Annotated in this window: 18 protein-coding genes; 17 read left to right on the top strand and 1 reads right to left on the bottom strand. The window is 50.0% G+C overall.

The features are described from left to right. Window positions 1-24: 24 nt before the first annotated feature. The 16 genes from cdaA to BN3772_RS01460 all read left to right on the top strand — a co-directional run bounded on the left by cdaA (window position 25) and on the right by BN3772_RS01460 (window position 18447). A complete protein-coding gene (gene cdaA / locus BN3772_RS01380) occupies window positions 25-855 on the top strand; it encodes a diadenylate cyclase CdaA (protein WP_042181019.1) in 831 nt (276 codons plus the stop codon). Beyond that, entirely contained in the window at window positions 848-2296 is a 1449-nt protein-coding gene (locus BN3772_RS01385; RefSeq protein ID WP_042195872.1) for a CdaR family protein, read from the top strand. The genes cdaA and BN3772_RS01385 overlap by 8 nt, the downstream gene beginning before the upstream one ends. A 169-nt stretch (window positions 2297-2465) precedes the next feature. Further along, a complete protein-coding gene (gene glmM, locus BN3772_RS01390; protein WP_042195874.1) occupies window positions 2466-3806 on the top strand; it encodes a phosphoglucosamine mutase in 1341 nt (446 codons plus the stop codon). Between the two features lie 606 nt (window positions 3807-4412). Next, on the top strand, window positions 4413-6245 hold the full coding sequence (gene glmS, locus BN3772_RS01400) for a glutamine--fructose-6-phosphate transaminase (isomerizing) (RefSeq protein ID WP_042195878.1): 1833 nt from the start codon (window positions 4413-4415) through the stop codon (window positions 6243-6245). Window positions 6246-6582: 337 nt separating this feature from the next. After that, window positions 6583-7209 (top strand): lysozyme inhibitor LprI family protein, encoded by a 627-nt coding sequence (locus BN3772_RS01405; protein ID WP_042195880.1) that lies wholly within the window; start codon window positions 6583-6585, stop codon window positions 7207-7209. A 163-nt stretch (window positions 7210-7372) separates the two neighbouring features. After that, on the top strand, window positions 7373-7681 hold the full coding sequence (locus tag BN3772_RS01410) for a PadR family transcriptional regulator (RefSeq protein ID WP_042196019.1): 309 nt from the start codon (window positions 7373-7375) through the stop codon (window positions 7679-7681). After that, window positions 7678-8025 carry a DUF1048 domain-containing protein gene (locus BN3772_RS01415; protein ID WP_042195881.1) on the top strand — a complete coding sequence of 116 codons (348 nt, stop codon included), beginning with the start codon at window positions 7678-7680 and terminating at the stop codon, window positions 8023-8025. Before BN3772_RS01410 ends, BN3772_RS01415 begins: the two co-directional genes overlap by 4 nt. Before the next feature lie 9 nt (window positions 8026-8034). Next, window positions 8035-8349 (top strand): DUF1048 domain-containing protein, encoded by a 315-nt coding sequence (locus BN3772_RS01420; RefSeq protein WP_042195883.1) that lies wholly within the window; start codon window positions 8035-8037, stop codon window positions 8347-8349. 298 nt (window positions 8350-8647) lie between these two features. After that, complete coding sequence (gene kdpF, locus BN3772_RS31670) at window positions 8648-8725, top strand: K(+)-transporting ATPase subunit F (RefSeq protein ID WP_086074343.1); 78 nt, start codon at window positions 8648-8650, stop codon at window positions 8723-8725. Between the two features lie 39 nt (window positions 8726-8764). After that, a complete protein-coding gene (gene kdpA / locus BN3772_RS01430) occupies window positions 8765-10441 on the top strand; it encodes a potassium-transporting ATPase subunit KdpA (protein WP_042195885.1) in 1677 nt (558 codons plus the stop codon). A 15-nt stretch (window positions 10442-10456) separates the two neighbouring features. Further along, the gene (gene kdpB / locus BN3772_RS01435) at window positions 10457-12490 is read left to right on the top strand and encodes a potassium-transporting ATPase subunit KdpB (protein WP_042195887.1); all 2034 of its coding nucleotides are present in this window, start codon (window positions 10457-10459) and stop codon (window positions 12488-12490) included. Window positions 12491-12521: 31 nt separating this feature from the next. Next, window positions 12522-13154: a potassium-transporting ATPase subunit KdpC gene (gene kdpC, locus BN3772_RS01440; RefSeq protein WP_042195889.1), complete on the top strand. Its 633-nt coding sequence runs from the start codon at window positions 12522-12524 to the stop codon at window positions 13152-13154. Window positions 13155-13158: 4 nt separating this feature from the next. Beyond that, the gene (locus BN3772_RS01445) at window positions 13159-15492 is read left to right on the top strand and encodes a histidine kinase (RefSeq protein WP_042195892.1); all 2334 of its coding nucleotides are present in this window, start codon (window positions 13159-13161) and stop codon (window positions 15490-15492) included. A 264-nt stretch (window positions 15493-15756) separates the two neighbouring features. Continuing rightward, window positions 15757-16266 (top strand): DUF1572 family protein, encoded by a 510-nt coding sequence (locus tag BN3772_RS01450; protein WP_052380327.1) that lies wholly within the window; start codon window positions 15757-15759, stop codon window positions 16264-16266. 240 nt (window positions 16267-16506) lie between these two features. Then, window positions 16507-17571, top strand: coding sequence for a suppressor of fused domain protein (locus tag BN3772_RS01455; RefSeq protein WP_042195894.1), 1065 nt, complete (start codon window positions 16507-16509; stop codon window positions 17569-17571). A 306-nt stretch (window positions 17572-17877) separates the two neighbouring features. Continuing rightward, window positions 17878-18447: a histidine phosphatase family protein gene (locus BN3772_RS01460; RefSeq protein WP_042195896.1), complete on the top strand. Its 570-nt coding sequence runs from the start codon at window positions 17878-17880 to the stop codon at window positions 18445-18447. Window positions 18448-18554: 107 nt separating this feature from the next. On the opposite strand, the gene BN3772_RS01465 is transcribed toward BN3772_RS01460, so the two are convergent. After that, window positions 18555-19427 (bottom strand): AraC family transcriptional regulator, encoded by an 873-nt coding sequence (locus BN3772_RS01465; RefSeq protein WP_042195898.1) that lies wholly within the window; start codon window positions 19425-19427, stop codon window positions 18555-18557. Between the two features lie 164 nt (window positions 19428-19591). On the opposite strand from BN3772_RS01465, the gene melA reads away from it, so the two are divergent. Next, window positions 19592-20893 (top strand): alpha-glucosidase/alpha-galactosidase, encoded by a 1302-nt coding sequence (gene melA / locus BN3772_RS01470; protein ID WP_042195901.1) that lies wholly within the window; start codon window positions 19592-19594, stop codon window positions 20891-20893.

A 20893-nucleotide genomic window follows, 5' to 3' on the forward strand; every position in this document is an offset into this window, starting at 1 on the left:
ATGAAATGACGGGGGTTTTGGGCAATGAGCTATTTTACCGACTTAACATGGAAAGAATCCATTAAAGATATAATCGATATCCTGATCGTCAGCTACATTATCTACAAAGTGCTCAATATGGTACGCGGCACACGGGCAGTCCAGCTCCTTAAGGGGATTCTGGTGCTGGTTATTATCTGGGCGCTGAGCACGGTTCTGGATCTGTACACGCTGAAATGGCTGATGAATCAGATCTACACCTTCGGGGTGTTTGCGATCTTTATTATTTTTCAGCCGGAGCTTCGCAGAGGGCTGGAGCAGCTCGGGCGCGGCAAGTTCTTTGGACGGGCCTCGGAGAATGATGAGGAGATCAGCCGGCTGATCGGCGAAATCATTAAAGCTGTGAATTATTTGTCCAAGCGCAAAATAGGGGCGCTCATTGTCTTTGAACGGGCAACCGGCCTCAACGAATACACAGAATCGGGCATACCTATGCGTTCTGTCGTCAGCTCGGAGCTGCTGATAAATATTTTTATTCCGAATACGCCGCTTCATGACGGAGCGCTGATTATGCAGGACGGGCAGATTGCTGCCGCAGCCTGTTATCTCCCGCTGTCCGAGAATCCGTTCATCAGTAAGGAGCTGGGGACCCGTCATCGTGCGGCTATAGGGATCAGTGAGGTTGCTGACTCCGTATCTGTTGTTGTCTCAGAGGAGACGGGTCAGATCTCGCTGGCCATCAACGGGCAGATCGTGCGTGATATTAAGGAAGAATCGCTGATCTCCAAGCTTCATCAGGAACTGAGCGCATCTTCGCCGTTGAAGGAGAAGAGCTCTGCTTTCTGGAAACGGAGAGGAGGCAAAAACAATGGATAAGTGGATGAAGAATAACAACTTCAACAAGATTCTTGCCCTTGTCTTTGGTATTATCCTGTGGACGATTGTTCACGTGGATACCGAGCCTACGAATCAGACAATAGTCAGTACGCAGCCGAAAATCATCGAAAATGTAAAAATAGAGCAGACCGGTCTGGATGAAGAAAAGTATGTATACACCGTTGACGCCGATAGTGTAAGGCTTGAAGTGTCAGGCAAAAATTCCGATCTTAACTTCAAGTTCTCCGATGCCTATAAAGTGACCCTGGATTTAAGCGATGTCGGGCCGGGGGATACAACACTTCCGCTGAATTATACTCTACCCAAGGGAGTAGAGTTTGAATCGATGGAACCGTCTGAAGTAAATGTGCATGTTGAACTGCGCAATACGAAGACTTTTCCGGTAAATGTGAACATTGCGGGAGCACCGGCAGACGGTTATCAGGCTGCTGTTGCAGTAATTGATCCTGCAGAGGTAGAGGTAACCCTGCCTGCCAGTGAGCTCAGTAAAGTGGCAACTGTTCAGGGCACCGTTGAGCTTGAAGGGGAGAAGGAAACCTTTACGGAGAAGAGAGTAAGGTTAACAGCCTACGACAGCGACGGTAATGAAATAAGCGGCGCCGTGATTGAGCCGTCTACTGTTTCTGTTCAAATGTCCATTTCACTTCCGAACAAAACGCTGCCGCTGGATGTCGGATTCACCGGACAGCTGCCCGGTTCCCTCTCATTATCCAGAGTTACACCGGAGATGGATACAGTTACGGTGTACGGAAGTGAGGAGATGCTCGCCAGCTTATCTTCCTATGAAGCAACCCTTGATCTCAGTACGGTTCAGTCTGCAGGAACTCAGCAGGTGAAGCTCGAGCTGAAGCCGCCTGAGGGGACGTCCAAGATTGAACCGGCTGAGGTGAATGTTACGGTCTCTGCCGCTGAAGTAGCCGAACGGACGATGGAGAATATCCCGATCAAGCTTGAAGGCGTTGGCAGCGGGCTTACAGCTGTAGTCACAGATCCGCCCGCCAAAGTGATTACACTGACTTTATCGGGAGCGCCAACCCTGCTCGATCAGCTTGATCAGGATAACATTAGTGTGGTGGCGGATGTCGGAGGTCTGGCAGCCGGTGTACATCAGGTCCCTCTGCAGATATCGATGCCGAGGTTCATCTCCCTGGTCAATTCCTCACAGCCGCATACCGTTACCATTGACCTGCAGACACCGGCAACGCCAGAGGCAACGGCCAGCCCGGATACCGGTATAGGTCCGACTCCTGAGCCGAGCTCTGAGGCTGTTTCCGGCGGGGAGAACAGTGTGGAGCCGACTCATAGCGCTGAGCCAGCCGTTACGGCTACACCGGCTCCTACAGAAGGGACTGCTGAGAACAGCAGTACGCCCGAAGGTAGCGGGAATGATACTAATTCTGGCAGTACTGGCGGAACGTAACTTTTTGTGCCGGTAAGCGTCTATGTGTTGAGCAGGTTTAGTTACACGAATCCGAATTTATTCATACAATAATTCATTAAGCTATATAAGATGGGCCTAAGAATGGAGCACCATATATACTATTCGTAAGTTCATATTCGACATGTAGCGTATTTAAAGGAGAAAAGAGATGGGTAAGTATTTTGGAACTGACGGTGTGCGCGGGGTCGCGAACCGGGAATTAACAGCAGAGATGGCCTACAGCATTGGCCGTTGCGGCGGATATGTACTGGCTGGAAATGTAGAGAAGCCAAAAGTGGTTATCGGTATGGACACCCGGATATCCGGACCGCTGCTGGAATCGGCACTTGTGGCAGGCTTGCTGTCAATCGGGGCAGAGGTTATCCGCATTGGTGTTGTCAGCACACCTGCTGTAGCGTATATCACCAGATTGCTTAAGGCAGATGCGGGCGTAATGATCTCCGCTTCCCACAATCCGGTTGAAGACAACGGCATTAAGTTTTTTGGCGGAGACGGCTTTAAGCTGACTGATGAGACCGAGCTGCGTATTGAAGAGCTGATGGATGCGGAGCAGGATGAGCTTCCACGCCCTGTTGGTGCCGGACTTGGCAAGCTGACCGTTGACAACGATGCAAAATATCTCTACCTGGAGTATCTGAAGACTACAATTACTAACCGTTTTGAAGGAATCAAGATCGTTCTGGACTGTGCGCACGGTTCAGCCTATGAGCTGGCGCCGCGCCTGTTCAGAGAGCTGGGAGCCGAAGTCATTGCTATTGGTTCGGAGCCTGACGGACTTAACATCAATGACGGATATGGCTCCACACACCCGGAGAAGCTGCGTGAAGAGGTGCTGCGTCACGGTGCGGATCTGGGACTTGCTTTTGACGGGGATGCTGACCGCCTGATCGCTATCGATGAAACAGGCGAAGAAGTAGACGGTGACTTTATCCTCTGCATCTGCGGGGATGCGATGAACCGCGCAGGCAAGCTGAAGGATGCGACAATCGTTTCTACCGTAATGAGCAACATCGGCTTTTACAAAGCAACCGAGAAATTAGCGCTGAATACAGCCAAGACGGCAGTCGGTGACCGTTATGTAATGGAAGAAATGCGCCGCGGCGGCTACAACCTGGGCGGAGAGCAGTCCGGCCATGTTATTTTCCTGGATTATAACACAACCGGTGACGGTATTCTGACCGCCATTCAGCTTGTAGATACTTTGAAAGCCGAAAGCAAGAAGCTGAGTGTACTGAAGTCCATGATGACTAAATACCCTCAGGTGCTTGTAAATGTACGGGTGCAGGACAAAACGAACTACCCGAACAATCCGGCAATTGAAGCTGCTATTCAAGAGGTAGAAGGCAAGCTGGGCGATAACGGCCGTGTGCTGGTACGTCCTTCGGGTACGGAGCCTTTAATCCGTGTAATGGCAGAAGGCCCGGATAAGGCGGAGCTGGATCTGTTCGTAGGGCAGATTGTTGAGGTTGTTCAGCGCGAACTGGTTTAATATATTATAAAATCATTAGCGGATGGAGCCGGTGATTGGATTTGTAGCTTCGATTGCCGGCTTTTCAGCTAATGTGACATCATTTTCAAGCAAATTCCAAAGCTTTCAAACATTATTTCATTGCCAAAAGTGATGTAAGGTGCATATAATGATGAAGTGTCATTCGAGAAGGAAAGCGGGGATCGTGAGGTTAACAGCAATAGCAAGCGCCAGAGCTTGATCTTGCGCGGGGGAGAAGGGACAGTAAATGCCGGTTGGCGGCAGGCTGAAACGGATCACGGCAGATGTAAGCTGACGAGGTGGAGGTGTTCGAAATGTTCGGCGGGGACCTCCCGGTGATACACCAGAGCCGTAAATATAAGCGGAAAATGTCAGGGCGACCTTTCACACAACGCTTGTATGGGTGTATGAAGCATTTATTTATTCATGGGTATGCGCTAACGGAAGATACGTACGTCCTGCTGCGGCAGAGAAGAAGACTGTGCATGTCATTTTACAGGTGACAGGCTTGACAACAGAATAATGCTTTTTCTCTACACTTGCCGCACGGCACGTCTGTTTCCTTATGCCGCCCATATTACAATCATTGGACGGAGGAATTTTATAATGTGTGGTATTGTAGGATATATTGGTAATCAGAATTCGCAGGGGATCCTGGTAGAAGGACTTAAGAAGCTGGAGTATCGCGGTTATGACTCGGCAGGTATTGCCGTATTTACGAAGGACGGACTGCAGGTTGTTAAGGCACAGGGCCGTATGGCTAATCTGGAGTCCAGACTTGAAACCACTCCGCTGACCGGTAGTGCAGGAATCGGGCACACGCGCTGGGCTACTCATGGTAAGCCTTCTGACGAGAACTCCCATCCGCACACAGATGACAGCCAGAAATTCTCGGTTGTACACAACGGGATTGTCGAAAACTACCTGGATCTTAAGGAAGAGCTGATTGCCGGCGGATGCCACTTTACTTCGGAGACGGATACAGAGGTTATTTCCCACCTGATTGCCCGTGAATACGAAGGAGACATCGTTAAGGCTGTACAGAAGGCAATCACCCATATGCGCGGTGCATTTGCCCTGGGCGTTCTGACTGAGCATGAGCCGGATAAACTGGTAGCTGTACGTCAGGCGAGCCCGCTGATTATCGGTCTTGGCGAAGGCGAAAACTTTATCGGGTCGGATATTCCGGCATTGCTGGAATATACCCGTAACGTATATATTTTGAACGACGGCGAAATGGCTGTACTGACAAGAGATGCTGTCGAACTGATGACGATTGAAGGAAACTTTATTTCTCGGGAAATGATTACTGTCGATTGGGACGCTGTTACCGCAGAAAAAGCCGGATATGAGCATTTCATGCTGAAGGAAATCCATGAGCAGCCTAAAGCTTACCGCGATACTATGCGCGGCCGCATCAACGCTGAAGGCACTAAAGTAATTCTTCCTGAGCTGAAGCTGACTGTAGAACAGATCAAGAACATCCGCAACATCCAGATCGTTGCCTGCGGTACTGCATACAACGCTGGTCTTGTAGGACGTAATCTGATCGAATCGCTGGTTCGTATTCCGGTTGAGAACGATATTGCTTCCGAATACCGTTACCGTGCACCGATCGTAACGCCGGAAACACTGGTTATCGTAGTGAGCCAATCCGGTGAAACGGCGGATACCCTGGCTGCCCTGCGTGAAGGTCAGGCTAACGGTGCGCACGTTCTGGCTATCACTAATGTTGTAGGCAGCTCTATTGCCCGTGAAGCTAATGACGTACTGGTTACTCTGGCTGGTCCGGAAATTGCAGTAGCGTCCACCAAAGCTTACACTTCGCAGATCATTGCGTTCACCCTGCTTGGCCTGTACATGGCTGAAGTGCGCGGAACCCAGACGGATGCACAGGTTGCTGAAATTCTGGCAGCTATGAACACTCTGCCTGAGCAGGTAGAAGAAATTCTGGCGCAGAAGGATGCTATCAAGGCATACGCAGAGCAAATCTCCAGCCACAAGCACCTGTTCTTCATCGGCCGCGGCGTAGATTACGCAGTAGCTCAGGAAGGTTCGCTGAAGCTGAAGGAGATCTCCTACATTCACTCTGAAGCTTATGCTGCAGGTGAGCTGAAGCACGGTACACTGGCACTGATCGAAGAAGGCGTTCCGGTTATCGCCCTGGCGACTCAGGAAGCTGTACTCGAAAAGACGGTGAGCAACATCAAGGAAGTGAAAGCCCGCGGCGCAGACGTACTGGCGATCACTCATCAGGAGCACGTAACCGACCTGCTGAAATCCGTTGACCAGGCCTTCGTCATTCCGAAGACCCTGCCGCTGCTGACTTCTGCCCTGTCGGTAGTTGTAACTCAGCTGTTGGCTTACTATGCTTCCCTGGCCCTGGGTCATGATGTTGATAAGCCAAGAAACCTGGCTAAGAGCGTTACTGTGGAGTAAGAGGCAGACTGCTTTTTGTAGAGCTGTCTGGTAACATTAAAGTTAGTTTCTAGACATTAATGTGAGTAACTTAACAATAATATATGTGTCCTGACACAACAGATTATAATCACTATACTTTTTTAAGCCGCTCATTTACTGAGCGGTTTTTTCTGCTTATAAGGTTGCTACTGTTGTAACGATCCTTTGTGCTGGTAAATTCTAAGGGAAATAAAGCATTAGACTAGAAACGGAGATCGCTTTTACATACGTAATATTCCACTTTATGGTATATTTATATGCGAATTTATATGCAATTTAGCTATATAATACAAGAAAATATTAAAGGAGATCGTTTATGAAAGGTAAGATACTCTTATTATTTTTTTTAACGATGGTGTTATCAGCATGTCAAAACACTAATCAGTCGACTGCTGAGCTGCCTGCTGATGTAAGGAGTACAGATAATCGAACAGAATCGAAAGAAATAACTGAGGGTCAATCAGATACTGAGCAAAATGAGCAAAATGAAATGTTATCCATGAGTATTGGATACTATGATTTGACCGGGGAATTTTATGATGAGATGCTTCGAAATCCTATAGATCATGATTATGAAGCGGAATTTAATGAATTTCAGAATTCCAAAGAGTTTTCCACGTTTGGATGGAGGGCACTGGTAAGCAAATATACAGAGGAATGGGATAAAGAGCTGAATCAAGTATATAAAAAGCTTCTTTCTAAGCTCGATCAAGAACCCAAGGAAGCACTGATTAAATCGCAGAAAGAATGGCTAAAGCATCACTTAAGTGAAACAGAATTTGTAGAGAAGGCCTTTATTGATAATAGTTACCTTGGATCACAAGGCTTAGTAAGCCTGGAGACGGTCATAATGGGTAGAATTAGGGAAAGAACAATGCAATTATTGGAATATCGTCATTTACTAGATGGTGAAGTTGAGTTCTTATACCAAAGCAAAAAATAAACTTGAATACATAGTAATGGAACCCGCAGCGTATGCGGGTTTTTGCTCGTTGTGCCCTTGACGGACCCCACTACTCTGTGATACTTTATAGATGTAGTAAGTGACACTGCATACCAGCCATACAGAATAGTAAGAGGTGAATGTATTGGAGAACTTGACGGAAATGCTCAAAGGCGTGCTGGAGGGCTGTGTTCTGGAGATTATAAGCCGCAAAGAAACGTACGGATATGAAATTACCCGGCAGCTGAATGCCCTCGGCTTCTCAGATGTTGTAGAAGGAACAGTGTATACGATCCTGGTGCGGCTTGAGAAAAACAAGCTGGTGGAGACGACCAAGAAGCCCTCTGATATGGGGCCGCCGCGGAAATTTTTTGCGATTAACGATGCGGGGCGGGAAGAGCTGCAGCGGATCTGGGCAAAGTGGGCGTTCGTATCCTCAAAAATTAACGAGTTAAAGGAGCAGAGAACATGAATTTTTGGGAAAAAATCACCGGCAGCGATATGAAAAAAGAGTTTCAGGCCTTTGAGCAGCGGGTCCAAAAGCTCCCTGCGGATTACCGGGCGGCCTGGGAGCAGATTAATACGAATCTTTGGGCGCATTCGGACTTTACCGGCCGTAATCTGATGCCTATTTTTGACGGGGTGCTTGGACTGCTTGAAGAGACGGCGGCAGAAGGCCAGAGCGTCGTGGAGGCATTGGGCGGGGATATTAAAGGCTTCTGTCTGGCAGTTGCCGGTGATGAAGGCACACCGACCTACCGTGATAAGTGGCGGGCGCAGCTCAACAATAATATTGCCCGAAAATTAGGCAAATAGGAGGCTAATATGAGAATCCAGGATATGATCGAAGGCAGAAAAGAGTGGCGGGCACACATGGCACGTGTCAAAGCGTTGCCGCAGGATTATCAGATTGTGTATAAGGAGATCCAACGATACCTCATTAAGGTTGGCCCGGTGGAGCTGAGCGAAGGGACGGAATTGCTGTCGGGTATTGTGGACCTTTTTGAAGAGGGAGCGGCTGGTGGACAATATGTGCTTGATGTGACCGGACGGGATGTAGCGGCCTTCTGCGACGAGCTGATCAAAGATTCCAAAACGTATGCTGATCTTTATCAGGAATATCTGGAGCAAAAAAAGTGACGGGGTGACTTCCCAAGGAACACTATCTCCCTAAATAACCAGTCCACACGGCCGCAAGGGTAACCTTGACGGCTTTTTTGTTGTGCATAAGCTTCTTAACGCAATCTTAACTGGCCTGCTGATACTCTAATCCTGATCTAATGGCCGGGATGTTAATCTGATTACAAAAGAGGAGAGAGGCGGTAAAGACGATGACAGATGTGTATATGGTGGCAGCACTCGCTATATTATTCACGCTGGTGTATGCATTCGTACAATGGTGCGGACAGGTTGTTGATGAGCAAGGAGGGACGGAGCGATGACCGTTGTTATAGCGGCAGCTGTACTGCTGTTTCTCTATCTGATATATGCCCTGATTCACCCGGAGAAGTTTTAAGTGTTACGAGAGAGCAATTCATTTTAGGGAGGGACATTCGTGGGTATTCTGCAAATTGTCATTGTTATCGCCATACTGGTGCTGCTGGTAAAACCGGCAGGAAGCTATCTGTATCATGTATTCTCTAATGAGCCGAACCGCACAGACCGGATATTCGGAGGGCTGGAACGGGGGATTTTCAGGCTCGGCGGACTCAGCAAGCGCGAAGATATGTCATGGAAAAGATACGCGGTCAGCTTTTTGACAACCAATATCGTGCTGGTGGCCTTCGGCTATCTGATCCTGCGTCTCCAGGGGGCACTGCCGCTTAATCCTGGCGGGATCGGCAAGATGGAGCAGACGCTGGCTTTTAACACGGTAATCAGCTTTATAACCAATACTAACCTGCAGCATTACAGCGGGGAAACTGGGGTTTCCTACTTCTCGCAGATGGCAGTCATGACCATGCTGATGTTCACCTCGGCGGCGGGCGGGTTTTCTGTAGCGGTTGCTTTTGTCAGAGGGATAACCGGCCGTAAGTCGCTGGGGAACTTCTTTGAGGATTTTGTCAAAGCACATACCCGGGTCTTTATTCCGCTGGCCTTGCTGGTAACCCTGCTTCTGATTGGGCTGCAGGTGCCGCAGACCTTGAAGCCGACACTAGAGGTCACAACGCTTGAAGGGCAAACCCAGCAGATTGCTGTTGGACCGGTTGCTTCGCTGGAATCGATAAAGCATATTGGTACGAACGGCGGCGGCTTTTTCGGGGCTAATTCGGCCCATCCTTTTGAAAATCCGAGTCCGCTCACTAATGTTATAGAGATCCTATCCATGTGGCTGCTGCCGGCTTCACTTCCTTACATGTACGGCAGATTCGCCCGCAATAAACGCCAGGGCTGGATGATCTTCAGCGCCATGATGACCCTATTTGTACTGCTGCTCGGTCTGAATTTTTATGCGGAATCGCAGGGGAATCCGGCTATTAATGCCATGGGGATTGATGCCTCACAGGGAAGCATGGAAGGTAAGGAGGTCCGCTTCGGCATCGCCCAGTCTGCGCTGTTCACTACAGTAACAACCGCTGCTACCACAGGCAGTGTTAACAATATGCATGATACGCTAACCCCGCTGGGAGAGATCACGCCGCTTGCGCTGATGATGCTGAACAACGTATTCGGCGGCAAGGGTGTCGGGCTGATTAACATGCTGATGTATGCAATTCTTGGTGTGTTCTTATGCGGGCTGATGGTCGGCAGAACACCGGAGTTTCTTGGACGGAAGATCGAAGCGAGGGAGATGAAGCTGATTGCCATCGCCATCCTGATCCATCCGCTGATTATTCTTGTGCCGACTGCCGGAGCATTCCTGACGGATTTAGGACAGGGCTCGATTTCAAATCCGGGCTTCCACGGGCTGACACAGGTTTTGTATGAGTACACCTCCTCGGCTGCTAACAACGGCTCAGGCTTTGAAGGCTTGGCTGACAATACTTCCTTCTGGAATATGACAACAGGTGTTGTTATGCTGCTTGGACGCTATGTATCGATTATTGCAATGCTGGCGGTTGCCGGCTCCATGATCCGTAAAAAGGCAGTGCCCGAAACCATCGGCACGTTCCGTACCGATAACGGTTTGTTTACAGGTATCCTGATCGGTACGGTACTGATTATCGGCGCGTTGACCTTCCTTCCGGTCATTGTGCTTGGTCCGGTTGCAGAATATTTGACTCTACGGTAGAGGAGCGAGAATAGAATGAGTACTGTGTCCAAAAAGAAGCTGCTGACAGGACCGATCCTGCAAAATGCGCTTAAGGAAAGCTTCATCAAATTAAATCCCGTGACCCTGATTAAGAATCCGGTCATGTTCGTTGTAGAGCTCGGAACGTTTATCGTCCTGCTGATGATCCTGGCCCCCGGCTATTTCAATGCCCGGGATACGGTAGGATTCAATATTACGGTGTTCTTCATCCTGCTGTTTACCGTATTGTTCGCGAACTTTGCAGAGGCATTGGCAGAAGGGCGCGGCAAGGCGCAGGCCGATACGCTCAAAAAAACCAAGCAGGAGATCTCCGCCAATAAGCTGACAGCCGGTACAGTCAAGATCGTACCTTCCTCTGAGCTTAAAAAAGGGGATGTTGTGATCGTCAGCCAAGGTGAGCTGATTCCCGGCGATGGTGAAGTTATTGAAGGGCTCGCTTCTGTTGACGAATCAGCTATAACAGGAGAATCGGCTCCGGTCATTAAAGAAGCGGGCGGGGATTTTAACTCTGTCACTGGAGGAACTAGAGTAGTCAGCGATGAAATTAAGGTGCGCATTACAAGTGATCCCGGGGAATCCTTTCTTGACCGGATGATCTCCCTGGTGGAGGGAGCGAAGCGCCAAAAAACACCGAATGAAATCGCCTTGAATACACTTCTGATCAGCCTGACGATTATCTTTATGATTGTGGTAGTGACACTGCGTCCTATCGCAGCCTACCTGGAGATTGAGCTTGATATTCCGGTGCTGATTGCCCTGCTGGTCTGCCTGATACCAACAACCATCGGCGGGCTGCTGTCTGCGATCGGGATTGCCGGGATGGACCGGGTTACCCAGTTCAACGTCCTTGCCATGTCGGGAAAAGCGGTCGAGGCCGCCGGAGATATCAATACGATGATTCTCGATAAAACAGGAACGATTACCTTCGGTAACCGGATGGCCAGTGAACTGATTCCGGCGAGCCGGGAGAGTACAGAGGAGCTGGCGGTCTGGGCGGCAGTCAGCTCGGTAAAGGATGAGACGCCGGAAGGCCGTTCTGTCATTGAGCTGGTCAAAAGGTTAGGCTACAGCTATGCTCCCGGTCTGGAGGCAGACGGAGCGTTCATCGAATTCCGCGCGGAGACACGGATGAGCGGGATGGATCTGAGCGATGGCCGGAAAGTCCGCAAGGGAGCGGTAGATTCCATTAAACGCTGGGTTACTTCACAGGGCGGATTGATACCGGACAATCTGGAGCAGGGCGCGGGTAGTATTGCCGGTAAGGGCGGGACTCCGCTTGCTGTAGCAGTGGATAACCGGATCTATGGGCTTATTTATCTGAAGGATACCGTTAAGCCGGGGATGAAGGAGCGCTTTGACGAGCTGCGCAAAATGGGCATCAAGACCATCATGTGCACCGGGGACAATCCGCTTACTGCTGCAACCATTGCCGCCGAGGCGGGAGTGGACGGCTTCATCGCTGAAAGCACGCCCGAGGATAAGATTGAAGTGATCCGCCGTGAGCAGAGAGAGGGCAAGCTGGTTGCGATGACCGGAGACGGTACCAATGATGCCCCGGCTCTGGCGCAGGCGGATGTAGGGCTTGCCATGAATAGCGGGACTTCTGCGGCTAAAGAAGCGGCTAATATGGTCGATCTGGATTCAGATCCGTCCAAGATCATTGAGGTTGTATCTATCGGCAAGCAGCTGCTGATGACACGCGGAGCGCTGACAACCTTTAGTATTGCGAATGATATCGCCAAATACTTTGCCATTATTCCTGCGATGTTTACACTGGCTATTCCGGAGATGAAGGTACTGAACATCATGGGCCTGGGCTCTCCAAGCTCGGCAATCCTCTCGGCGCTGGTCTTTAATGCGGTCATTATTCCGCTGCTCATTCCGCTGGCGATGAAGGGTGTATCCTATAAACCGATGAGCTCGATTAAGCTGCTGCGGCAAAATATTGTTATCTACGGCCTCGGGGGAGTTCTTGTACCGTTCATAGGCATTAAGCTGATTGATCTGCTGGTCAGCATTTGGATCTAAAGCATTGATTCCGGTAACAGAGGCAGAGAGGATGAGAAGAGTGGGCAATGATCATATAGTTATACAAGAACAGAATCATGAGCATGGGCATGTATCAAAAGCTTCCTTTATTTTCAGTGTAATCCGGCTAAGCGCCATCTTTATTATTATCTGCGGGATTGCGTATCCGCTGGCTTCCACAGCCATTGCACAGACGTTTATGCCTTCTCGGGCAAACGGGAGCCTGCTGAAGAACAGTGCGGGCCAGGTGGTAGGCTCCGAGCTGATCGGACAGAGCTTTACCAATCCGGCCCTGTTCCATGGCCGTGTGTCCAGCATTGAATATAACGCCGCAGGTTCCGGCTCGAATAACTACGGCCCGTCCAATCCGGATATGCTGCAGCGTACGAGCGACTCTATTAATCAGTGGAAGACGGATAACCCGGATGTACCTGTCACTGAGCTTCCGGCAGATCTGATCACCAATTCAGGCTCGGGTCTGGACCCGCATATCTCACCGGCGGCAGCAGCTGTGCAGATTCCCCGGATCAGTAACCTGACGGGCATTCCGGCGGAGCAGCTTGAGGCTCTGGTTGCAGAGTATACGGAGGGTCGCGATCTCGGTTTGTTTGGGGAGAAGCGTGTTAATGTGCTGAAGCTGAATATGGCTCTACTGGAAAAGTAAAAATATGGCGCCGTACAAACGCAAAACACCGGAGGAAATCCTGGACTCGATCTCGCGCCTGCACACCGGAAGGCTGAAGATCATAATCGGCTCTGTCAGCGGCTCGGGAAAAACGTATCAGATGCTGCATGAAGGAAAGCTTTTGAAGCAGCAGGGGATCGATGTAGTCATCAGTGCAGTCTCGACCATGCAGCGGGCGGATACGATAGAGCAGTCACTTGACCTGGAACGTGTGCCTAGTATCCGCTGGCAGCAAGACGGCCGGGAGCAGAAGGACCTGCCTCTGGAAGCATTAATTAGACGGAATCCTGAGGTGGTGCTGGTGGACGGATTGGCTCACCGTAACCGCAACGGGGCACGTTTTCCGACCAGGCTTGAGGATATCCGTTATTTAATGGAGCAGGGGATCAGCATCATTACAACGATCAATGTGTATGAGCTGGCCGGAGTCGCCATGGTTATCTATGAGAAAACGGGTCTGCGGGCCGAAGAGACTGTACCACTCCACACGCTGGAGCTGGCGGATGAGGTCAGGCTGATCGACGTGTCGCCGGAAACGATTCTGAACCGCATTAGTGAAGGGGTACTGGGCGACCAGCTGCATCCTGCCCTGTCACACCGCGGCAATCTTGGAGTGCTCCGGGAAATATCCCTTAGACTAGTCGCAGAAGGAGTCAACGATTCCCTTGAAAAATACCGGGCGGAGCAGGGGCTTATCGGCCCTTCCGGTGCAACCGAGCGGATTCTGGTATCGGCACAGTATCATTGGAACGGCTCGCTCTATATCCGCAGAGGCCAGCAGATTGCCAAGCGTCTGAACGGCGATTTGCAGGTGGTGACCTTTGTGCTGTCTAATCAGCAGCTGACCAAGGATCAGCAGGTGTTCAGACGCTCGATTCAAAAGCTGGTGAAAAAAGTGGATGCCAGGTTTGAGGAGATCCTGCTGCCGCATCGGCGCAAGCTGCCCTCCATGCTAGTTCGTTATGCGACCCAAAATAAGGTGACAAGGATCATCATGGGCCACTCCAATAAAAACCGCTGGCAGGAATTCTGGCAGGGCTCTATCGGAAATAGAGTGCTGGGAAGAACAAGGAATATCGATGTATTTCTAATGGCTGACCGTGCCGAGCAGGAGGGGGAACGCATTCTTCCCGTTAAAGCTAAGCCCAAAGGAGCAGAAGATTCTTTTCACCGGCTGAGCAGTACGGAAATTGAACAGAGAATGGAAACCATCCGCCGGGGCACGTTCAAGGTATACATTGGAGCCGCACCGGGTGTGGGCAAGACCTATAAAATGCTGCAAGAGGGCAATATTTTGCTTAAAAAAGGGATAGATGTTGTAATCGGCCTTCTGGAGACACATGGCAGGAAGGACACGATCCGGCAGGTGGGTGAGCTGTCTGTTCTTCAGCGGGCCAGGATCAGCTACCAGAATACCGTGCTGGAGGAGATGGACACTGATGCTATTATTGAACGTCATCCTGAGGTTGTATTAGTGGATGAGCTGGCCCATACGAATGTGCCTGGAAGCCGGACAAAGAAAAGGTATGAGGATGTAATCCGGCTACTGGACAGTGGTATTTCTGTCATTACAACCGTTAATGTCCAGCATCTTGAAAGCTTAAACGACTCGGTCGAGCAGCTGACAGGCGTCCGGGTGAGGGAGACTGTTCCCGATGCTGTTCTGAGGATGGCGGATGAAGTTGAGCTGATTGATGTAACGCCCACAATGCTGCAGGAACGGATGCGGGAAGGGAAGATATATGCGCTGGAAAAGGTGAATCAGGCACTGGCCTCTTTTTTCAAAATAGGGAATCTGATTGCCTTAAGAGAGCTGGCACTGCGTGAGCTTGCCGATGATGTGGATGAAAGGCTGGAGGCATGGGACCGTGACGGTTCCTTGCGGGGGTCTTGGGGCAGGCGTGAGGTGATCTTTGTCTGTGTGGACCTGGGCCCCCGTTCAGAGAGGCTGATCCGCCGGGGCTTCCGTATTGCCCACCGCCTGAAGGCGGAATGGTTCGTGCATTATGTGCATTGCGGTGCACAGAAGACACAGCAGGAGCAGAAGCGGCTGGATGCGCTGCGCCATCTGACGGAACGGCTCGGCGGCAGGATGGAGATTGCTGAAACGAACGGCCGGCGCAGAGTCCATCGCGGTTTGCTCAGAAGAATGAACGAGCTTAAGACTACACAGCTTATTGTCGGATACTCGCGTAAACCGCGCTGGTATACGCTTTTTAAAGAAAGTGCCGTTCATTATCTGCTCCGGAACGCCCGCCATATGGATATGCTGATAGTCGCTGATTTTGACCCGGACATAGGGGATGGAGTGCAATAGGGTTTCCATGAGGAAGCCCTATTGCTGCTGTAGGGCCAGGGGTTACTTATCGTGTATAGTAGACCGGTTCTACTGTATACAGGGTCTGCTCAATAACGGGACAGAGATCATCATGCACCTTGTAGTATTTGACGCGGAAGTATAAGCTTTTCAGGAAATTCTTAATATTAAGTCTTTGCCTGAAGGCAGGCATATGGAAGATATCTTCTTCCTCTACTATAAGATACTGGGATAAGATGATACAATATGTACTGGAGGTGTGAAATGGAAATCGCTTTAGAGCTTGTTGAAATTATGTTAATTAAGTTTAGGGCAGAGAAGAAATGGACGCTCCAGGCAATCGAACAGTTAAATGAAGAAGACATTGTTTGCAGGCCATCAACTGAAAGTAACAGCATTGCCAATCTGGTTGCTCACATCAGCGGTGCGGTGCACTCACGTATTGAAACTATTCTGCTAGATATTTCAGATACGAGGGACCGGGATAAGGAATTTGAAAGAGGGCTGCAGATGACTAAAGAGCAAGCGCTTGTCAAAACAAGAGACGCCTTTAATATTCTTATCCGGTATCTCGAGCTTCTAAAAGCTACTCCAGAGCTGCTGATGTCACAGCCCTTCCTTCACCGCCCGCCTCTTACATACAGTCAGGTGGATAACGAGACGACAGCCTTGAATCTTATGATGGCGATGTTCCGGGAGATTCATTTTCATACAGGGCAGATTATTTATGCCGCCAAAATTAGAAAAGGCCAGCTGGTGTGGGATTACACATGAAACTTAGAGGGACCCTGACTGAGCAGGCTTTTAGAAAAGAATTGCAGGCCTCAAAGAACCGTCTATTCAATGACATATCCATGCTGAGATTCTTGAATATTTTAAGAGAGACCTCTCCTGACATGAAAACAGCGTACAGCTTATACTGGATACCCGCACGATAAGGACAGAGCTGCTTAATAAAAGTGCTATAAGGGTAATGTTGGAAATACATAACTTTTGATTTTGGGAGGGAGCAACATGAGCCAGGAGGAAATTGAAGCAACCGGCTGGGATGCCATTGATGTTCAGATGAACAGATTGTATGGAGAGCAGGAGCCAAAGCATTATGGTGCTCTCCTTCCCTATAGCCTGGGAGGTAAGGACCCGCTGCAGGGAATCAGTGCGTATAAGGCAGAGAAGCCGTATCCCCATTGGCATTTTGTAACGTATGGTTTCTCGGAGCTGTATGCCAAAGAGTCCAGTGATCCGGAATACAGCGGCTACGGCTTTGAGCTGACCCTCCGGTTGGTGCGCGCTGCGGATGAGGAGGAGCCGCCGGCCTGGGCGCTTAATCTTCTGCAAAATATGGCGAGATATGTGTTTTCGAGCGGCAATATTTTTGCGTCCGGGCACTATCTGGATGCGAACGGCCCGATCTGTCTGGGGGCAGATACCAAGCTGACGGCGCTTGCTTTTACGGATGATCCGGAGCTTCCGGCCATCGATACACCTAACGGACGTGTGGAGTTTCTGCAAATGATCGGAATTACAGCGGATGAGCTGGAGGCTATGACTACGTGGAATACGAACGCTTTTCTGCATGCGGCTGAGGAAGAGCTTCCCTATTATATTACTGATCTCTTGCGTGAATCACTGCTGCTGGTTCCCGCAATAAGGGATCTGCTGCGGCAAGGGATTGAGCGTGACGGGTCCAGCACAGGTTTTTTCTATGTGGACCAGCTGGAATGGGAGCCCGGCAAGAGCCGTTTATTCGGGAAAGCGCCGGCTATCCTCACTATGGGCGCAAAGCAGGCCGAGATGGTAGCCAGACTCCTGAGCGCCCGCTTGTCGAAGGGCAAGGAGCTGGCCTTAATCAGCCAGAAGCTGCGGGTCATACTTGAGCCTGCGCCAGAGACCGCCTTTAAGGAAGAGGAGCAGTCTGTACGGATTGGCCTAAGTGGGGCGGCTGTCGGGGAGCTGTCAGCGATACTTCTGCCTGTAGAGGGTGAGTATAAGCTGTCCTCTGACAAAGGGCTGATTGTAAGAGTTAATAAAACGTATATTAAGGATCAGGATGGTCAGGTTGTTGACACGATTGGCTGAGATCTAGACTATTGAGCAGGTTGCAGGGAGCATCGCAGGTTCTCAATAGCTCGAAGGTGTTTTAAGTGTACTTTGTACATCTAAAACACCTGTTTTTTTTGTATAAATAGCATTTAAATGTATTCTGTACACTTATTTGTGAGAAAAAGCGCTGAATGCTGCCGTTTGCCTCATTATAGTTGTACGAAATACACTTAAACAGTGAAAATTTAATTCTATACTGGTTTTAATTGCACAAACTGCAGTTAAACTGGCTGGCACGATCAAACATTAACGAATTCTGCCAAAGCACCGGGAGGAGTAACCTTGGACACGATCCTTTATCTTATCCGTCACGCTGAATCTCCATATATAGCGGGGGAGGAGCTGGAAAGAGGCCTTTCGCCTAAAGGGCAGGAGGATGCGGAAAGAGTAAAACTAATTCTGCATAATGAAAAAATAAATCAGTTCTACTCCAGCCCGTACGCAAGGGCAGTCTCGACGATTAGGCCGCTGGCGGAGGAACGAAAACAGACTATACAGCTTATCAATGACCTTAGGGAAAGGACAATCGGGGATATAACCGGTACCGGCTTTTATGAAGCTAAACGCGCAGTCTATCAGGACTTCACATTTTCTTTTCCAGAGGGAGAGTCTTCTGCAGCAGCACAGAAACGTGCTGTCCGGGTAGTGGAGCAACTGCTCATCCAACATGCCGGAGACAGCATCGTGATCGGAACGCATGGAGATATAATGACGCTTCTCCTGAATTATTTTGATCCGCATTATGGTTTTGGCTTCTGGCAGTCTGCATCCATGCCGGACATTTATAAGGCGGAGTTCACCAGTCTGCAGTTAAAGAGGATAACGAGAGAGTGGAGCGAACAGAGTTATTAGTATTACTCGAACATACTCGAACCAGCTTACTGCCCCACAATCTGTAAGTGCCTGATCCAAGCCTGAAAGAGCCCGCTACGGCTCATTCGGGCTTATTGGCGTAGGTTCTACCCGTCTGCGCCCCGCCTTAATCCCTCCCGAAACCGGCTCGGCGACTCTCCGGTCCAGTGCTTAAACTGCTTGGAGAAATACAGGGGATCGGTGAAGCCGCAGGAGTTACCCACCTGTTCGATGCTTAGGTTCGTCCTTAGTAGCTCCTTGGCCCGTTCCATGCGCACCTGATTGATATATTGCTTGGGGGAGAGGCTGGTCAGCTGCTTGAATACTTTGGTGAAATGGGTCCGGTGATAGCCGAGGGAGGCGGCCAATTGTTCAATTGAGACCGGCAGCATGTACTGGGTCTGAAACCAGCGGATCGCCTGCTCCACTACACGTTCGGAGTCGGTTAAGGGTTCAGCTGAAGAGTAACGCAGCTTATGGGCATTCAGACGGGCAAATTCGGCCAGAAGGAGTCGGAACCAGCCGTCCGTAGCCAAGGCCGTTACAGCTTCACCTAACTGCTGCTCCAGCACCCGCTCGATGGTTTCATAGAGGCTCGCCAGATGTTCCGGATCAGCGCCTCTGACAATGGGGTCTGTAGTGCTAACACCAGTTTTTTTCAGCAATTCTAAAGCCTGGGGGCCTTGAACAGCTACCCAGCAGTAGCTCCAGGGCTCGGCATGATCTGCCTGGTAGCTAAATAATACTCCGGGAAAAATAACAAAGGTATCACCCTGACCTAGCCGGCAGCTCTTCCCTTGCCAGACAAAGGTGCCGTATCCGCGTTGTACTGTATGAATCAGGATGTAAGGATGGACGGCTGGGCCGATTTTATGACCGGGCTCGGGCCTGGCGGCACCGGCAAAGGTTATATTCAGATCCTCATTCAATAAGTAGGGATTAATCTGTATCCTGTACTCATAATGTTCCGGGTTTTCCATATTAGCTCTCCTGGCTGTTGAAATGGATGAAAGCGAATGATACTACAAATCTCCATGTAGAGGTGGCAATGTTCCATGCCTATTTTGCCGCTGTGATTTTATAGTAAGGGATATACAAATCATTATCAACCCAAAGGGTAATGAGCAAAAGGAGCGTATGATCGATGAGCAAAATTGTATTTTTAGGAGCTGGAAGCACTGTTTTCGCTAAAAATGTCCTGGGTGACTGTCTGCTCACGCCGGCACTGCAGGATTTTGAGATTGCCTTGTTTGATATTAATCCCGAGCGCCTGCGCGACTCAGAAATTATGCTGAACAATATTCGTATAACTTCTGGAAGCAGATGCAACATAAAGGCATATTCAGACCGGAAAGAAGCACTGCGCGGAGCCAAGTATGCCATCAATGCCATTCAGGTCGGCGGATACGATCCGTGTACTATTACCGACTTTGAAATTCCCAAGAAATACGGCCTCCGTCAGACTATTGCAGACACGATTGGGATCGGCGGGATTTTCCGGAATCTGCGGACGATTCCTGTGCTGGACGAGTTCGCAGCGGATATCCGCGAGGTCTGCCCGGATGTGCTGTTCCTGAATTACACTAATCCCATGGCGGTACTGACCAACTATATGAGCCGGTATGCCGGAGTGCAGACGGTCGGGTTATGCCATAGTGTGCAGGTGTGTGTGCCGGAGCTTTTCAAATCACTGGGGATGGATGATCAGGGCGTCAAATCGCGGATTGCCGGCATTAACCACATGGCCTGGCTGCTGGAGGTTTCGCGTGACGGGGTCGATCTGTATCCTGAGATCAAGAGAAGAGCCCAGGAGAAACAGAAGGCAGGCAAGCATTCCGACATGGTCCGGTTCGAGCTGATGAATAAATTCGGCTACTATGTTACGGAATCTTCTGAGCACAGCGCGGAGTATCATCCTTATTTTATCAAAAGAAATTACCCGGAGCTGATTGACCAGTTGAACATTCCGCTGGATGAATATCCGCGCCGCTGCCGCGAGCAGATCAGCAACTGGACCAAGATGAGAGATGAGCTTGTGGGGGATGTTAACCTGGAGCATCAGCGGTCGCATGAATACGCATCCTATATCCTTGAAGCCATCGAGACGGATGTCCCTTACATGATCGGCGGGAATGTGCTGAATACCGGCTTAATCACGAATCTTCCGGATGAGGCCTGCGTCGAGGTTCCGTGCTTTGTTAACCGGAATGGGATTAGCCCTACCTATGTCGGTGACCTTCCGCCGCAGCTGGCTGCACTGAACAGAACGAATATCAACACTCAGCTATTAACAATAGAAGCCGCCAGAACCGGCAAAAAAGAGCATATCTACCATGCGGCGATGCTTGATCCGCACACGGCTGCCGAGCTGTCACTGGATGACATTGTGGCACTGTGTGATGATCTGATTGAAGCCCACGGCAGCTGGCTGCCTAAATTTAATTAA

Origin of the sequence: Paenibacillus camerounensis (genome assembly GCF_000723885.1) — a bacterium.
Taxonomy (GTDB): Bacteria; Bacillota; Bacilli; order Paenibacillales; family Paenibacillaceae; genus Paenibacillus_AQ; species Paenibacillus_AQ camerounensis.

Bases quoted from the DNA above. Each gene is read 5' to 3' on its own strand.
- glmM (WP_042195874.1), top strand. From the start codon at position 2,466: ATGGGTAAGTATTTTGGAACTGACGGTGTGCGCGGGGTCGCGAACCGG.
- melA (WP_042195901.1), top strand. From the start codon at position 19,592: ATGAGCAAAATTGTATTTTTAGGAGCTGGAAGCACTGTTTTCGCTAAA.
- kdpC (WP_042195889.1), top strand. From the start codon at position 12,522: ATGAGAAGAGTGGGCAATGATCATATAGTTATACAAGAACAGAATCAT.
- BN3772_RS01465 (WP_042195898.1), bottom strand. From the start codon at position 19,427: ATGGAAAACCCGGAACATTATGAGTACAGGATACAGATTAATCCCTAC.
- BN3772_RS01450 (WP_052380327.1), top strand. From the start codon at position 15,757: ATGGAAATCGCTTTAGAGCTTGTTGAAATTATGTTAATTAAGTTTAGG.
- BN3772_RS01455 (WP_042195894.1), top strand. From the start codon at position 16,507: ATGAGCCAGGAGGAAATTGAAGCAACCGGCTGGGATGCCATTGATGTT.
- BN3772_RS01385 (WP_042195872.1), top strand. From the start codon at position 848: ATGGATAAGTGGATGAAGAATAACAACTTCAACAAGATTCTTGCCCTT.
- BN3772_RS01420 (WP_042195883.1), top strand. From the start codon at position 8,035: ATGAGAATCCAGGATATGATCGAAGGCAGAAAAGAGTGGCGGGCACAC.
- glmS (WP_042195878.1), top strand. From the start codon at position 4,413: ATGTGTGGTATTGTAGGATATATTGGTAATCAGAATTCGCAGGGGATC.
- kdpB (WP_042195887.1), top strand. From the start codon at position 10,457: ATGAGTACTGTGTCCAAAAAGAAGCTGCTGACAGGACCGATCCTGCAA.
- BN3772_RS01415 (WP_042195881.1), top strand. From the start codon at position 7,678: ATGAATTTTTGGGAAAAAATCACCGGCAGCGATATGAAAAAAGAGTTT.
- BN3772_RS01410 (WP_042196019.1), top strand. From the start codon at position 7,373: ATGCTCAAAGGCGTGCTGGAGGGCTGTGTTCTGGAGATTATAAGCCGC.
- cdaA (WP_042181019.1), top strand. From the start codon at position 25: ATGAGCTATTTTACCGACTTAACATGGAAAGAATCCATTAAAGATATA.
- BN3772_RS01405 (WP_042195880.1), top strand. From the start codon at position 6,583: ATGAAAGGTAAGATACTCTTATTATTTTTTTTAACGATGGTGTTATCA.
- BN3772_RS01445 (WP_042195892.1), top strand. From the start codon at position 13,159: ATGGCGCCGTACAAACGCAAAACACCGGAGGAAATCCTGGACTCGATC.
- kdpF (WP_086074343.1), top strand. From the start codon at position 8,648: ATGACCGTTGTTATAGCGGCAGCTGTACTGCTGTTTCTCTATCTGATA.